This window comes from Burkholderia singularis, from assembly GCF_001718875.1.
GTDB classification, from domain to species: domain Bacteria; phylum Pseudomonadota; class Gammaproteobacteria; order Burkholderiales; family Burkholderiaceae; genus Burkholderia; species Burkholderia singularis.
Genome location: NZ_CP013449.1, coordinates 933,955 through 949,148, shown reverse-complemented (window position 1 = coordinate 949,148; position 15,194 = coordinate 933,955). Strand labels below are relative to the sequence as shown.

Annotated in this window: 10 protein-coding genes; 5 read left to right on the top strand and 5 right to left on the bottom strand. The window is 63.5% G+C overall.

The annotated features are described in order from the left end of the window. Nucleotides 1-146: 146 nt before the first annotated feature. The 3 genes from AQ611_RS20035 to AQ611_RS20025 all read right to left on the bottom strand — a co-directional run bounded on the left by AQ611_RS20035 (nt 147) and on the right by AQ611_RS20025 (nt 5,336). Nucleotides 147-1,886, bottom strand: a complete 1,740-nt coding sequence (locus AQ611_RS20035) for a fatty acyl-AMP ligase (RefSeq protein WP_146011715.1) — start codon at nt 1,884-1,886, stop codon at nt 147-149. Between the two features lie 60 nt (nt 1,887-1,946). Then, a complete protein-coding gene (locus AQ611_RS20030) occupies nt 1,947-3,272 on the bottom strand; it encodes a cytochrome P450 (protein WP_197517154.1) in 1,326 nt (441 codons plus the stop codon). An 834-nt stretch (nt 3,273-4,106) separates the two neighbouring features. Continuing rightward, a complete protein-coding gene (locus AQ611_RS20025; protein ID WP_231936074.1) occupies nt 4,107-5,336 on the bottom strand; it encodes a response regulator in 1,230 nt (409 codons plus the stop codon). Nucleotides 5,337-5,483: 147 nt separating this feature from the next. Here AQ611_RS20025 and AQ611_RS20020 point away from each other — a divergent pair, with 147 nt between their 5' ends. Further along, nucleotides 5,484-5,978, top strand: coding sequence for an acyl-CoA thioesterase (locus tag AQ611_RS20020; RefSeq protein WP_059514284.1), 495 nt, complete (start codon nt 5,484-5,486; stop codon nt 5,976-5,978). Between the two features lie 74 nt (nt 5,979-6,052). Here the strand turns inward: AQ611_RS20020 and AQ611_RS20015 are convergent, their stop codons facing one another. Both AQ611_RS20015 and AQ611_RS20010 read right to left on the bottom strand, forming a co-directional pair. Further along, entirely contained in the window at nt 6,053-7,444 is a 1,392-nt protein-coding gene (locus AQ611_RS20015) for a sensor histidine kinase (protein WP_069236420.1), read from the bottom strand. Between the two features lie 416 nt (nt 7,445-7,860). After that, nucleotides 7,861-8,346 carry an aminoacyl-tRNA deacylase gene (locus AQ611_RS20010; protein WP_059514291.1) on the bottom strand — a complete coding sequence of 162 codons (486 nt, stop codon included), beginning with the start codon at nt 8,344-8,346 and terminating at the stop codon, nt 7,861-7,863. Nucleotides 8,347-8,667: 321 nt separating this feature from the next. On the opposite strand from AQ611_RS20010, the gene AQ611_RS20005 reads away from it, so the two are divergent. The 4 genes from AQ611_RS20005 (at nt 8,668) to AQ611_RS19990 (ending at nt 15,193) form a co-directional block, all read left to right on the top strand. Next, a complete protein-coding gene (locus AQ611_RS20005; RefSeq protein WP_059514294.1) occupies nt 8,668-8,877 on the top strand; it encodes a hypothetical protein in 210 nt (69 codons plus the stop codon). Nucleotides 8,878-9,067: 190 nt separating this feature from the next. After that, a complete protein-coding gene (locus AQ611_RS20000) occupies nt 9,068-10,414 on the top strand; it encodes a TolC family protein (RefSeq protein ID WP_069235798.1) in 1,347 nt (448 codons plus the stop codon). Between the two features lie 10 nt (nt 10,415-10,424). Next, nucleotides 10,425-11,882 carry an efflux RND transporter periplasmic adaptor subunit gene (locus AQ611_RS19995; RefSeq protein ID WP_069235797.1) on the top strand — a complete coding sequence of 486 codons (1,458 nt, stop codon included), beginning with the start codon at nt 10,425-10,427 and terminating at the stop codon, nt 11,880-11,882. 53 nt (nt 11,883-11,935) lie between these two features. After that, the gene (locus AQ611_RS19990) at nt 11,936-15,193 is read left to right on the top strand and encodes an efflux RND transporter permease subunit (RefSeq protein ID WP_069235796.1); all 3,258 of its coding nucleotides are present in this window, start codon (nt 11,936-11,938) and stop codon (nt 15,191-15,193) included. Nucleotide 15,194: the final 1 nt, after the last annotated feature.

The window sequence follows — 15,194 nt, the reverse complement described above, 5'->3', positions numbered from 1 at the left end:
GATGTCCACCAGTAGTCCGGAAGAGGTGTTGCGCGACGACGCAGCGACAGCCGCGCGCCGTAAGCCCCGGAGCGCGGCGGCGCGCAAAGTCAAACGAAATCGCGAAAAGGAAGGCCCGTGTGGGAAAGCGCGTGTGGCGCCGGGCGTCAGCCCGCGCCGTTCCAGTAGGCGAGCACCTTGAGTTCGCCCGCTTCGAGCGCCCGACGGCACGCCTTGCGGCGCACCTTGCCGCTCGACGTCTTCGGCAATTGCCCCGGCGAGACGAGGAATACCGAATGCGGATTGACTTCGTGTTTGAGCCAGATTTCTTTTTGGATGTCCGTCACGACATCGTTCAGATTGCCGTGACGCTCGACACGCTCGATCTCGGCGACGATGACCAGGTTCTCGCGCTCGTCGTGGTCCGCGACGAACGCCGCGCAGCCGTTCGGAACCACCTTCTCCTGGGTCGCCGTGACCGTCTGCTCGAGATCTTCCGAGTAGTAGTTCCGTCCCGAGATCACGATCATGTCCTTCAGACGCCCCGTCACGTACAGTTCGCCGTCCAGCAGAAAGCCGAGATCGCCCGAGCGCATGTAGGCGCGGCCGGCAACGCCGTCGCGCACTGTGCGGAACACCGCCTCGCTCAGCTCGGGACGCCGCCAGTAGCCCTGCGCGACGCTCGGCCCGGCGACGCAGATCTCGCCGACCCGGCCGTCCGCGCAAGGCTCGCCCGACGCCGGATCGACGATCAACACGTGCTGGCCGCCCGTTACGCGGCCGATGCATGCAATCGAGCGCCAGCGCGCCGCGTCGTCGCGCGCCATCGGCGATGCGTCACGCGCGGGCGCCGCGCGGCGTTCATCCTGCAGAATTTGCCGATCGACGTCCAGCCCGTGCGCCAATGTGTTCGGCTCATGCCCCGCGACCAGCAGCGTGGCCTCGGCCAGCCCGTAGCACGGCGCCATCGCCAAAGGCTCGAAGCCCGCGGCCGCGAAACGCTGAGCGAACGCGTCGATCGTCTTTTGCCGCACAGGCTCCGCGCCGTTGAACGCGAGCCGCCAGCGGCTCAGGTCGAGCGTCGCGATTTGCTCGTCGGTCAAGCGCTTGCAGCACATCCCGTACGCGAAGTTCGGGCCGCCGCTGATCGTCGCGCGATGGCGGCTCACCGCATCGAGCCACACGAACGGATTCTGCGCGAACGATTCGGGCGGCATCAGCACGCACGGATAGCCGCCCGCCACCGGCGCGAGCAGGCCGCTGATGAGCCCCATGTCGTGATACGGTGGCAGCCAGCTCACCATCGTGCCGCCGGGCTCGCCGCCCAGCCACGCGTTGAGCATCTCAAGATGATGGGCGAGATTGCCGTTCGAGATCATCACGCCTTTCGGATCGCCTGTCGTACCAGACGTGTACTGCAGGAACGCGAGCGCGTCTGCGCGCTGCGCGGCCGGGGTGCCTGGCTCGGCATCGCGAAGCGCATCGCCGTCGACGGCGACGAGCATCGATTCGGATACGCCTTGCTCGGCAAAGAACGCGCCGCACCGCTCGATGCTCTGGCGGCTGGACAATACGACGCTCGCGCCCGCGTCACGCAGCACGCTGACGATCCGAGCGACGTGAAGACGGTTTCTCGGCGGGTAAAGCGGCACCGCGACCGCGCCGGCATGCAGGCAACCGAAGAACGCAGCGACGTAATCCGGCCCCGGCTGACATAGCAACAGCACGCGCGCGCCCGCTGGCACGCCGCGCGCGCGCAACATCGCCGCCACGCCGGCCGCCGCGCGCTCCAGTGCGTGATAGCTCAGCGCCGAGAGCGGCGCACCCGTCGTCGACAGAAATTCGAACGCCGTTTGTTCGGGCGTCGCCGCGGATCTCGCGCACAAAGTATCGATGATCAGTTGCATCTGATAATCCTTTTGGTTTCCGCCGGCGGGAGCGATCACGCCCGTCGGTCATGGGTCATCCTAAGAATCGTTCGCCGCGCAGGCGAAGACCCTTGGTACATTGAGCGCGTCGATGCGGCGTGTGAGAACGATTTCCACCGGCCGTTCGGGCCGTAACGCGACCGTGAACGCCCAGCCGGGGTCCGCCTGAGCATGCGCGAGCCGCAATTCGAAGCGTTGCAGCAGCATCGCGTAGACGATCGTGAGTTCCATCAGCGCGAAGTTCATCCCGACGCAAGCTCTCGGCCCCATGCCGAACGGGAAATATGCGCCGCGGGCGATGCGCTTCGTGTTTTCGGGCGCGAAACGATCGATGTCGAATCGATCGGGATCGGGATGCCAGCGCGGATCCCGATGAACCTCGAAGTTTTGCAGCGCGACAAACGAGCCCTCAGGCACGTCCCAGCCGCCGATTTCGACGTCGCGCACCGCCTGGCGCATGAAGAGCGCGGGCGCGACGGGATAAAGACGCATCGTTTCGCGAATCGTCTGGCCGAGCACCGGCAGTTTCGCGATGTCGTCGTAGCCCGGCATGCGGCCTTCCAACACCGCATCGACCTCGGCCATCGCACGCGCGGCGAGTTCGGGGCGGGACGCAAGCACCCAGCCGATCCATTCGAGCGTGGCGACGGTCGTTTCGTGACGCGTGAGGAACAGCGTGATCGCCTGATCGAAGATTTCCTGTTCGTCAGGCCGCCCGCCCTGCGTGCCCTGTCCTTCGAGCAACAGCGAAACCCAATCGTGATAGCCGCCGGGATGCTGCCGGCGGTCGGCCATGCATTGACCGATCAGCCGTCGCAGCATCACAAGATGCCGGCTGCGCTCGGTCGGAAACGGCAGCCAATCGGGCCACTGAACCGGCATGAACATATCGCGATACGCGGCTTCGGCAAGCGACGTCACCGCGCGGTCGACATCGCCGCCGGAAAATTGCGCCGCATTGCGAAACATGCTGCCGAGAATCACGTCGACGGCCAACTCGCCCATCGCGGCACCATAGCGAAACGGCACGTCGACAGGCAGCTTTTCCAGCGCGGTATCCGCCGCGCCGGCGACCTGCTTCGCGAATTCAGCCAGCGCCCGCGTAGAGAACACCGGCTGCAAAAAACGCCGCTGGCGGCGCCATACATCGCCTTCCGACGTCAATACGCCATGTCCGTGGGTCTTGGTGAAAATGCGGATTCCGGTTTTCCAGCGAATAAATGCATCGTCGTTGTCGACAAGTACTTCGCGGATCAGATCTGGATGAAAAAAACTGAAATATCGACGCCCCAGTATTCGTAGATGAACGGCATCACCGTAGCGTCGATGTAAATTCGAGAAAAATTTCAGGAAATTCCGCCTCATTGCGTAAATGTGCGGCACGCCCAGCCATCGATCTCTCGGACCGTCTGGTATTTTCAGCGTCTTCATTGCACTACCAGCCTTCTTAGCTATAACTTGCACCCGAAAATCAGCGGACACAACCGCGAGCATGCCTCGTCATTCGCATGTCTTGACACTCCAGGGACAAGATGCAAAAAGGCACTGAATCGCACGCATCAACTCGCCAGCACGTTCATTCGATTTACCCCGACGATTCATCAACAATCATTTCAATTATAAATCCGTTAATTACCAATCAATCACCCAAAATCCTTCAAAGCGATGCTATCAGTACAATTTTGAAAATTATTCAAACAAAATTGAAATTAAATTACCCTTACTATTTTACTTTCACAACCAACGACATGGCCAAGTTTATCTTTTTCACACGCAAACAAAATTTATCGAATGTGTTCCGTTACTTATTAATAAAATGTGCCATGCGCACGATTTTTTCTTTTTATGAAATTTATATTTTCAAAAATCGCCGCGAGGCTATACGTATGTCGCGAATCTTCGAAAGGGTCTGACGGGATCCGGGGAGGAGGGGCGCTCCGCACCGGCTATGGGTGCGATGTGAGCAGCACCAGCGGCAAAAAACCGCAGTGTGTTACGTCACGTCTGGCATCAGGCAAATTCCGGCGCGCCTGAGACAAGCACGCCGATGCATGCCTGATCGACGAAACCGAATAAAGCGCGTTGAACCGATGCGATTGCAACGACGCAGAGCCGGTGTGGCGCGTTTCTCTTATCAACCGCTCTCAGAGCGTCGCGGCAACGTGCGCGCCACCGGCAACACTGCGATCGAACTCCCGATCAGCGCCGTTGCCCGGCATGCGCTGCACGCCAGCGAGCAAACGTCCACGTGTCGACGTCGAGCACCGGCGCATCCACCGGGCTCCAGCCATAAAAAGCGCCATCCCAGCCGGGGATGGCGATCGGCAAGGTCGATCGAATCGACATCATTCCGGAGCGGTAAGCCTGAAATGGCCAGAACAGCGGCATCACACGGCGCGCCTCCATCTCGCGCCGCATATCGGCATCTCCGCCCTCATCGGTCAGAACGTCGCACTGGAACGCCCATTCGTCGTCGTCCCACGCAAGAAAAACGCTCGGTTGGCCATGAGCATCGAACATCAAAACGACATTTTGTTCAGGACGCCAGTAATACTCGACGATGCGCTCGCGCTCGACAATCGTGCGCATCGCCGCGATCGCCCTGGCGTCGCAATACGCCGATCCAATGCCGTGCACGCCGATGTGTCCTCGTTCGGCGCAGTGCCGCACCTTTGCGTCGGCAAGCGCAGCAGTCAGCTTGCGGGTCATGTCCGGCGCGGATTTCTTCAGATACAAATCGATCAACCCGTCGTTGAATGCATCGACGGCTTCACGCTCGCTCGCCACACTGGTAAGCAGGATTTTCGCGCAGGCAACGTCGCCGAGAGAAGCAAGGAATTCGACGCCATTGATCTCGCCCATTTGATAATCGACGACGATTGCCGCCACTTCGTCGAATCGGGCGGCGTCGGTCAGCGGGTCCTGGCCGAACGCATTGAGGCCTTTCTTTTCGAACTCCGAATATTCAGCGCCCGATAAACGCTGTGGCGTCGCACGACGGCCATGCTTCAACATGAAATTCAACGCTTCGTCCGGCGCGTTAAAAAAATGGTGCAGATGTTCGTTGCGGAGGATTCCGCGCAGCGCGTCGAGAAAATCGGGATTGTCGTCAAGAAAAACCACCGACACGGGGTAGAACACCGGTTGCTTGGCAAAGCGGCTCATAGCGGGCCCGAAGAACGTGAATAGAACAAGGCCCATGTCGTCATCAGGCGGCGATTCCGCGCAAGAACCCTCTTTCTGGAAGCAAATTATCGAACATCTCGACGACCGCCGGCAACTACGCGCCCCCTTCCCGCGCACGGATACGCCCGATCCGCGCCGTCTGCCGCGGTTCGCGGCGCGCCTGACGAGCGGATCAATGCCACAGCACCGGGTAAATGCCGACGCGCCGACCAGCCAGCACGGTCTAGGCCAACCGCGCAGCATGATTGTTCCAGATATGGCGCTTCGAAATCCCGAAACGGCTGTAAAGGCCTGCCCCCCCCTCTGCGTGCCGCGAATCCAAAATAAGACATGCCCTCATCTCGAAGGCGTGCGCCGCTGCCGCAAGCAGCTGTTCCTCAGGAGCATTCCATGTTGTCCAAAGACGCAATCCCTCAAGCCCTGTTTCGTCACACCGCGCTGCTGTCGTCGGAAATCCAGACGACGACGCGCAAGACGTTTCATCACGTTATCGATATTTATCTAAAGGATTCCAATGCGTTCATGAACACCTACTTCTCCCGATATTTCGAATGGCAAGGCATATGCCGTGAGCGCTGGTTTCACGAATGCGTCGACGGCAATCTGCTGGCCGCCGGCGGCACATTCATCACGAAGCGCGCGCACCAGGAATACGTGCAGGAGACGTTTCCGTTTCAGCGCGTCGACTGCTATCTGAATACCTTTCAAATCAGGCAATGCTCGGCGTACCTGCTGTTCCGTTTCTACGTGGATGGGCGTCCCGTTTCGCTCGGCTACCAGCAAATCCTGTTCGCGGGACCGGACAAGCGCATTCGGCGCTTCCCGGCGGGCGTGCTCGAGCGAGTCAAGGAATATGAATTGAGCCTGCCGTCATTCGATAACTAACCGGCCCCGGCTGGCATCGTCCAGCCCGGCGCTCTCGCGCCGGGCATGCCGATGCGGGATCGCACCGACCCCGATCATGCAGCCGTCTGCGGTTCCGGCAATTTGAGCGTGAAGGTGGTCGGCGATCCCGGGATCGATTCGCATGAAATATTGCCGCCGAACACTTCGCATACACGGCGGCAAAACGCCAATCCGAGCCCGGCGCCACGGCCGTGCGATTTAGTGGAGAAAAACGGATCGAAGATGTGCGGCAGCACGTCGGCCGCGATGCCGGGCCCCGTATCGCAGATGCGCAATGCGCAATATCCGCCCGCGCGCTCGGCGCTGATCTCGACGCGGCTGCCCTTTGTGCCCGTCGTTGCGTGCAATGCGTTCTTCAGCAGATTGAATACGACGAACAGCATCAACGAATCCGAGCCGAAGAAGCGCAGTTGCGGGTCGATCGGCATCACATGGATGCGCTCGCGCTCGCCGGAGGAAAACGGGTAGCTGGCCAGCGCCGTATCGATGCATTGTCGGATCGAATGCGAAGCGAAGGTGCGACGGTCCACGCGGTTGATCGTAAACATCGCAAGAGACATTTCCACCATCGCGTGCGTGCTGTCGACCTGCCGGCGAATCGCGGCAACCAGCGAAGGAAGACGCTCGAGCTGCCCCGGTTCGAAATCGCCGTCGACGAGCCGGTGCTTCACCGCAAGCCGATATCCGCTGAGCAACGCCGGCAGCGCACTGCCCAGTTCCTCGCCGTACATGCCGATCGCCGCAAGCGGCGTCGCGACCTCGTGCGCGACGGTTGCCGCCACCAGAAACGGACGCATCAGCCGGTAACGCACGATCGTTACCGCAAGTATGCCGAGGCTGATCGCGATGAAAATGACGCCCGGCGGATAGAACGGATAACCGTAGTTGACGGCATAGTCGATCGCGGCGAGCGAATACAGGCTCAAGCTGAGCAAGCATAGATTGAAGAGCCTGCGCTGGTCGCGCGTGCGCGCCGCGCGCCGCGCGCCGATCAGCAGCCATGCACTGCGCAGGGCGAGCGCCATCGTTTGCAAGACATGGACGGGATGCAAACGCCCGGCTTTCGGATAATCGCCGAAAGCATAGCGGCGAAAGCCGTCGACGACTTCGTCGCCCGTCAGCAGCAACACTGCCAGCATCACGCACAAGCCATACGAAGCGAGCAGCAACGGACGTTCATCGCGCCTGCCGACCACTTCCGTCATGAAGTGATAGAACGTCGTCGGCAAAAACAGAATGAAAACGTAGCCGATCTTCACCAGCGCGGCGGCAATGGCCGGCTGGGTGGTCTGGAACAAAAACGACCAGGTTCCCTGCCATGCGAACGTCGCCATGCACATCAGCACGAACGGTATCGATCGCCGTGTCATGCCGTCGGTCAGCCACACATAGGCGCCAAATCCGAGAAAGAGCGCAGACACAAACGCTGGCAGGATCGAATACATGCAGCTCGGCTCCGTTTTTGCTGGTTTTTCGTCGTGGGTCGAAACGCATCCGGCCAAAAAGATGCCTTGGGCGCCCATGCACGCCGTCATGCCCCGCTGACCTGCGTGTGATCACAAGCCTCTGACGGGCGAACGTTGGCGGCGCCGGCGCCGAAACGAATTTCAAATCGGATCGAGTATATGACAGGCCGCGCTTGGGCGATTACCGCGCCGTCCGGTTCGCTGATCCGGATTCGACGCCCGACGGCACCGATGTGCATCGAACCACGCACAGGCGCGCCGTTGCGGCACTCCTGCGGATAACCGGCGCGCGGCGTGCCACGGCACGGCCACCTGCCGCGACCGCCTGCGTGGACGGCCGGTGCGCGCGCCATTGCATTCGGATGACGAAGCGCCTGACGCCGCGAATGCGACGCTCATCCCGACACGTGCCGGATTCTATGCGCGAAGCTCGCACGCTCGGCCCGGTCCATTAACGCGAGAAATTCGTCGCGCTCCATATGGATCAATTCCCGATGATCGCCGGCTTCGAAATAAATATCAGGCTGCCGCGCAAGGCTTTCGTCGAGGAAAGTCTGCATGCCGTATGCCATGCACACGGGCGGCACCGCGCCCCAATCGCAATCGTTGAAAAGCACCCGCAACTCGCTTTCCTTCGCGAGCACCAGATGACGCCCGGTGCGGGTCCAAAGCTCGGACAGCCGTATCGCATGCGTTGCCGGCAGCACCGCGGCGACATAGCCGTCCTCGTCCTCCAGCAGGACTGTCTTCGCGAGACGCTCGCCGGGAATATGCGCGGCCGACGCCGCCTCCATATTCGAATAGCTGTACGGGTGATAAATGATTTCGTAGCGCGAAGCTTTTTCGCGCAAGCAGTCCTGCAACCTGGTCGACATTGACATCGCACACCTCGTCTGAAAAAAAGCGCCGCATCTTGTGGCGGCCTCATACACGCGATATTTCCAGCATAGGTCGCATTCGCCAACATGAATAACGGCAACGTTGCCGGCATCAACCCGGCTCCGATCCCTTTTTCAGTCGCCGGCCGCGTGCGCGGATGAACGGCTCCCCCGCCCGCACACCGGCACGGGCCTCGTGGATGCTTGGGTGCCCCCGCGCGCAGTTCGTGTCCAAATTTTCATGTTGCGGTCATCGCCACGCTTCGCGCGCGCGCCAAACTGAGGCCATGCCCTGAACCAGGGTCACCAAGGAGCGACACACTCATGAAACCTCTTGCCTTCGCCGCCGCCGCGGCCATGCTCGCGGCAGCATCGGGTTCCGCGTTTGCGCACGGCATGCCCGAGCGCGTGTTCAAGGAGCACAAATCGGTTCGCAGCGAAAAACCGGCGCCGAGCCGCGACGCCCCCTCCTCCAACTGCGAAGCGCCAAGCTGCCAGGCAGCCGACGATGCGCCCGGGCAGCAAGCGGATTGATCGGCAAATCGACCGATCGCGCCTGTATCGGCGCTGCATCGCCTTGCAAACGGCGGCCCCTGCGGGCCGCCTCTTTCGTATGGGCGCACGCCCGCCTGCGGCGAACATGACGGAAATATCATGTTCATCTCATGTTTGCATCGCACCACGTCCGTAGCATCGATCGCGTTTCTCCAGGACACGATCGACCATGCTCAAGCGTATTCTCGCCGCGGCCTTGTCGGTCGCGATCGCGGCGCCGACGGCCCGGGCATTCGCCCAACCCGTTTCGCTCCAGGTCGCGCCCGTCTTGCCCGCCACCGCCGCGCCATCCGACGAAGGGCCGCCTACCTCTGCACCGGCCGCCGCGCCCCGTGCGCTGTCGCTTGACGACGCGCTCAGTCTCGCCGCCGCGAACAATCCGCTACTGCGCAGCGCGCGTGCCGAAGCAGATGCGTCGGTGGGCACGCTGATCCAGGCAGGTGTCCGGCCGAATCCCAGCGTATCGGTGCTGCAGGAAGGTTTCAGCGCGCGGGAGCGCACCACCACCGGCATGATCAACCAGACGATCGAGCTTGGCGGCAAGCGCCGCTCCCGGCTCGACGCCGCGTCATACGGCCGCGAATTCGCGCTCGCGTCGCTCGACGTCCGCACGGCGGCGCTGCGGGCCGACGTGACGAGCGCGTTCTACGCACTCCTGGCTGCGCAGCGGCAACAGCAAGTCGCGGAGGAATCCGCGACGATCGCCGCCCGCTCCGCCGAGCTGGCCGACAAGCGCGCCCGCGCGGGCAAGGTGTCGCCGGTCGAGGCAACCAAGGCGCGCGTCGCACAGGCGGGAGCGCAGATCGAGCTGATGAGCGCACAAACGCAAACGGCAGCAGCGCTTGCCCGGCTCGTCAACGTAACCGGCAGCGCGGACGTGCGCGGCCGCACCGCAACCGGCGATCTCGAAGCCGTGCCCGACGTCGAGCCACTGAGCGAGTTGCTCGCCCGGCTCGACGACGCGCCGCTCACGCGCGCGGCAAAAGCCGACATGCAGCGCAGCAACGCGCGCATCGCGATCGAGCAGGCCAAGCGCATTCCAGACATTACCGTCAGCGCGGGGTTCAAGCGCGTCGTCGCGGCCGGTTCGCCGTATAACCAGGCCGTCGTCGGCGTGTCGATTCCGCTGCCGCTGTTCGACACCAACCGGGGCGCGCTGCTCGAAGCGGTGCATCTGGCCAAGAAAGCCGATGCCGATTTCGACAGCGCGCGCGCGCGGCTGCGGCTCGAGCTGACGCAGGCGTATGCGGATTACGAACGCGCGACAGCACAGGCCCGGCGTTTGAAAGACGACGTATTGCCCGCCGCGCGGCAAGCGCTCGACGCGATGTCGCGCGGCTATCAACTCGGCAAGTTCGGCTTCCTCGACGTGCTCGACGCCCAACGCACACTGTTCGCCGAACAGTCTCGCTACGTGAAGGCGCTCGCCGACGCTCAACAAGCCCGCACGGATCTCGACCGGCTGGTGGGCGCATCGCAGCCGGCCCCGTCCCGCCCTCTCGCCCAACTTCCTTGACACTTTCGCCATGCGACGCAAGAACCTGATTCTCTCCGCCGCGCTCGCCGCTTGTGCGCTCGCCATCGCCGTGGCAATCGCACGCATTCCGTCCCAACCGGCCGCGCCCGGCCCGGGCACGGCACCCGACGCGCGCGGCGCACAGCCCGGCCAGGATGGCAGGGTGGTGCTCACGCAGGGCCGGCTGGCGGTCAACATTCAGTTGTCGGAAAAACCGGGCGACGCGCGCCTCATTGTCGTCCCTCTCGTCGACGGCAAGCCTGTCGCAAAAGGCGCCGCCGTTTCCGGCACGTTGACGCGCTACGACGGCAGCCGCATCGCGCTGCGCTTCACGCAGTCCGCCGCGCGCTTCACGTCCGAGCCGGCGATCGCCAAGCCGCACGTCTTCGACGCTGCGATCGAGGTGAAAGCCGAAAACCTGGCTGCGACGTTTGCGTTCTCACGAACCGATGGCGCGATCGCGCTGACCCGCGAACAAATCGGCGCGGCCCGGATCGGCGTCGCGCAAGCCGGTCCCGCGCAGATCGTCGACAGTTTCCAGCTTCCCGGAGAAATCAAGTTCAACGAGGACCGCACCGCGCATATCGTGCCGCGTGTGGCGGGCGTCGTCGAGCGAGTCGGGGTGTCGGTCGGCGAACAGGTATCGAAGGGTCAGGTGCTGGCGGTGATCGCGAGCACCGATTTGTCGGACCGGCGCAGCGAGCTGCTCACCGCGCAAAAGCGGCTGACCGGCGCACGGCAGGTCTACGAGCGCGAGAAGAAACTGTGGGAGGAGCGCATCTCGGCCGAGCAGGATTATCAAGCCGCCCAGGTACAACTGCGCGAGGCGGAAATCGCCGTGCAGAACGCCCAGCAGAAGTTGTCGGCGATCAATGCGCCGGCGTCCGGCGCGCTCAATCGCTATGAATTGCGCGCGCCGTTTGCCGGCACGATCGTCGAGAAGCACGTCGCGCCCGGCGAAGCGGTGAGCGCCGACGCCAATCTGTTCGTGCTGGCCGATCTGGCAACGGTTTGGGCCGAGATGGCCGTGCCGCCGCAGCGGCTTGGCGACGTGCGCGTCGGCAAGCAGGCGACTGTGAGTGCAGCCGCGTTCGAATCGCAGGCGCGTGGTCAGATTGCATACGTGGGCGCCCTGCTCGGCGCGCAGACCCGCACCGCCCCCGCGCGCGTCGTGCTGCCGAATCCGGGCAGCGCGTGGCGTCCCGGCATGTTCGTCAACGTGGCCGTCGATGCGGGCGCGCAAACGGTGAGCGTCGCGGTCGAGACCGACGCGCTGCAAACCGTCGACGGCCAGCCGACCGTATTCGTCGAATCGAAGCGCGGCTTCGTCGCGCAGCCCGTCGAAATCGGCCGCCGCGACGGCAAACGCACCGAAATCGTGCGCGGCCTGGCCGCGGGCCAACGTTATGCGGCGGCGAACAGTTTCGTGCTGAAAGCCGATCTCGAAAAAAGCGCGGCCGACGACTGAGCCGCGCCCGTCCGCGCGGCCGTCCGTGAATTCATCGCATTGGATTTCCCCTCATGTTCGAACGCCTGATTCGCTTTTCCATCGCGCACCGCTGGCTCGTTCTGCTGGCGGTGCTCGGTCTCGCCGCGCTCGGCGCATACAGTTACCAGCGGCTGCCGATCGACGCCGTGCCCGACATCACCAACGTTCAGGTGCAAATCAACACGCCTGCCGCCGGCTATTCGCCGCTCGAAGTCGAGCAACGCGTCACCTACCCGCTCGAGACGGCCATGGCGGGCCTGCCGCATCTCGAGCAAACGCGTTCGATCTCGCGCTACGGCATCTCGCAGATCACCGTGATCTTCAAGGACGGCACCGACATCTATTTCGCGCGCCAGCTCGTCAATGAACGATTGCAGCAGGCGAAGGACCGCTTGCCGGAAGGCGTCGCGCCGACCATGGGTCCGACGTCGACCGGGCTCGGCGAGATCTATATGTGGACGATCGAGGCCGACGCGAATGCGCGCAAGCCCGACGGAACCCGCTATACGCCGACCGATCTGCGCGAATTGCAGGACTGGGTGGTCCGGATGCAGCTGCGCAACGTGCCCGGCGTGACCGAGGTGAACTCGATCGGCGGCTACGTGAAGGAATATCAGATCGCCCCCGATCCGGCCAAGCTGATGTCGTATGGATTGTCGCTATCGGACGTGATGCGTGCGGTGCAGGCGAACAACGACAACGTCGGCGCCGGTTATATCGAAAAGCGCGGCGAGCAGTACCTGGTGCGCGTGCCGGGCCAGGCGCGCTCGCTCGACGATCTCGCGAACATCGTGCTGACCAATGTGGGCGGCGTGCCGGTGCGCATGCAGGATGTCGGGCGCGTCGAGATCGGCCGCGAACTGCGCACGGGCGCGGCCACCGAAAACGGCCGCGAAGTCGTGCTCGGCACCGTGTTCATGCTGATCGGCGAAAACAGCCGGACGGTGGCGAAAGCGGTGTCGAAAAGAATGGAGGACGTGAACCGGTCGCTGCCGCCCGGCGTGCGCGCGATCGCCGTATACGACCGCACGGTGCTCGTCGACAAGGCCGTCGCGACCGTCAAGAAGAACCTGCTCGAAGGCGCGCTGTTCGTGATCGCGATCCTGTTTCTGTTTCTCGGCAACCTGCGAGCGGCGTTGATCACCGCGCTCGTGATTCCGCTCGCGATGCTGATGACGTTTACCGGCATGGTCAACGCCAAGGTCAGCGCGAACCTGATGAGCCTCGGCGCGCTCGATTTCGGGATCATCATCGACGGCGCGGTCGTGATCGTCGAGAACTGCGTGCGGCGTCTGTCCCATGCGCAAGCCGCGCTCGGCAGGCCGCTCACGCGCGACGAGCGCTTTACCGAGGTCTATGCGGCGTCGCAGGAAGCGCGCCGCGCGCTCATCTTCGGGCAGATCATCATCATGGTCGTCTATTTGCCGATCTTCGCGCTCTCGGGTGTCGAGGGGAAGATGTTCCATCCGATGGCGACGACCGTCGTGCTCGCGCTCGCCGCCGCGATGGTGCTGACTGTCACGTTCATCCCGGCCGCGGTCGCCGTGTTCATCGGCGAGAAGGTCGAGGAAAAGGAAAACCGGCTGATGAGCTGGGCGCGCCGGCTGTATGGCCCGGTGCTCGACTATTGCCTGCGATATACGCGGCGCGTGCTGATCGGCACCGGCGTCGTGGTGGTCGCAACCGCGCTGGTGGCCTCGAGGCTCGGCAGCGAATTCATTCCAAGCCTGAACGAAGGGGATTTCTCGGTGTCCGCGCTGCGCATTCCCGGCACGAGCCTCACGCAGTCGCTCGACATGCAGCGGCAGATCGAGGCCACGCTGAAGGCGCGCATCCCCGAAATCGAACGCATCTTCGCACGCACCGGCACCGCCGAGGTCGCGACCGATTTGATGCCGCCGAACCAGTCCGATGCATACATCATGCTCAAGCCCACGCAGGCTTGGCCCGATCCGGCCAAGCCGCGTGACGTGCTGCGCGCGCAAATCGAGGCCGAACTCGACAAGATTCCAGGCAATGTGTACGAATTCTCGCAGCCGATCCAGCTTCGCTTCAACGAGCTGATCTCCGGTGTGCGCAGCGACGTCGCGGTAAAGCTGTTCGGCGACGATATGGCCGTGCTCGACGCGAACGCGAAGCGCATCGCTGACGCCCTGCAGCAAGTGCCGGGCGCGACCGAGGTCAAGGTCGAGCAGACCACCGGCCTGCCGGTGCTGACGATCCAGCTTGATCGCGGCAAGCTCGCGCGCTACGGCATCAACATTGCCGACGCGCAGGCCACGATCTCGGCCGCGATCGGCGGCAAGGCCGCGAGCACGCTGTTCCAGGGCGACCGGCGCTTCGACATCGTCGTGCGCCTGCCCGAAGAGCTGCGCTCGGACCTGGACGCGATCAAGCGGCTGCCGATCGCGCTGCCGGCGGCGGCCGCCGCACCCACCGCATTCCCGCTCACGCAGGCAAGCGGCCCGGCAGCCGCCAACACGCCGCCCGGCGCCGGGTTCGTGCCGCTGTCAGAAATCGCGACGATCACGCTCGCGCCGGGCCCAAACCAAATCAGCCGCGAAGACGGCAAACGGCGGATCGTCGTCAGCGCGAACGTGCGAGGCCGCGATGTCGGCTCGTTCGTCGCCGACGCACAGGCCAAGCTGCGCGCCGAGGTGCCGATCCCGCCTGGCTATTGGATGACGTGGGGCGGCCAGTTCGAACAGTTGCAAAGCGCGAGCGAGCGGCTGAAGATCGTCGTGCCGGTGGCGCTGCTGATGGTGTTCGTGCTGCTGTTCGCGATGTTCAACAACGTTAAGGACGGGCTGCTGGTGTTCACCGGCATTCCGTTCGCGCTGACGGGCGGCGTCATGTCGTTGTGGCTGCGCGGCATTCCGCTGTCGATCACGGCGGCCGTCGGTTTCATCGCTCTGTCGGGCGTCGCGGTGCTCAACGGGCTCGTCATGATCGCGTTCATCCGCAATTTGCGCGAGCAAGACATGCCGCTCGACGCGGCCGTGCGCGAAGGCGCACTGACCCGCCTGCGCCCCGTGCTGATGACGGCGCTCGTCGCATCGTTGGGATTCCTGCCGATGGCGTTCGCGACCGGCACGGGCGCCGAAGTCCAGCGCCCGCTCGCGACAGTCGTGATCGGCGGCATTTTGTCATCGACCGCGCTAACGCTGCTCGTTTTACCGGTACTCTATCGCGTAGCGCATACCCTATCGCTGCGCACGGTGCTCGGCGGGCGTGCCGGGCGGCTGACGGCCGCCATGTCGCCGCGCCGTCAACGCGAATCATCGAGGTGAA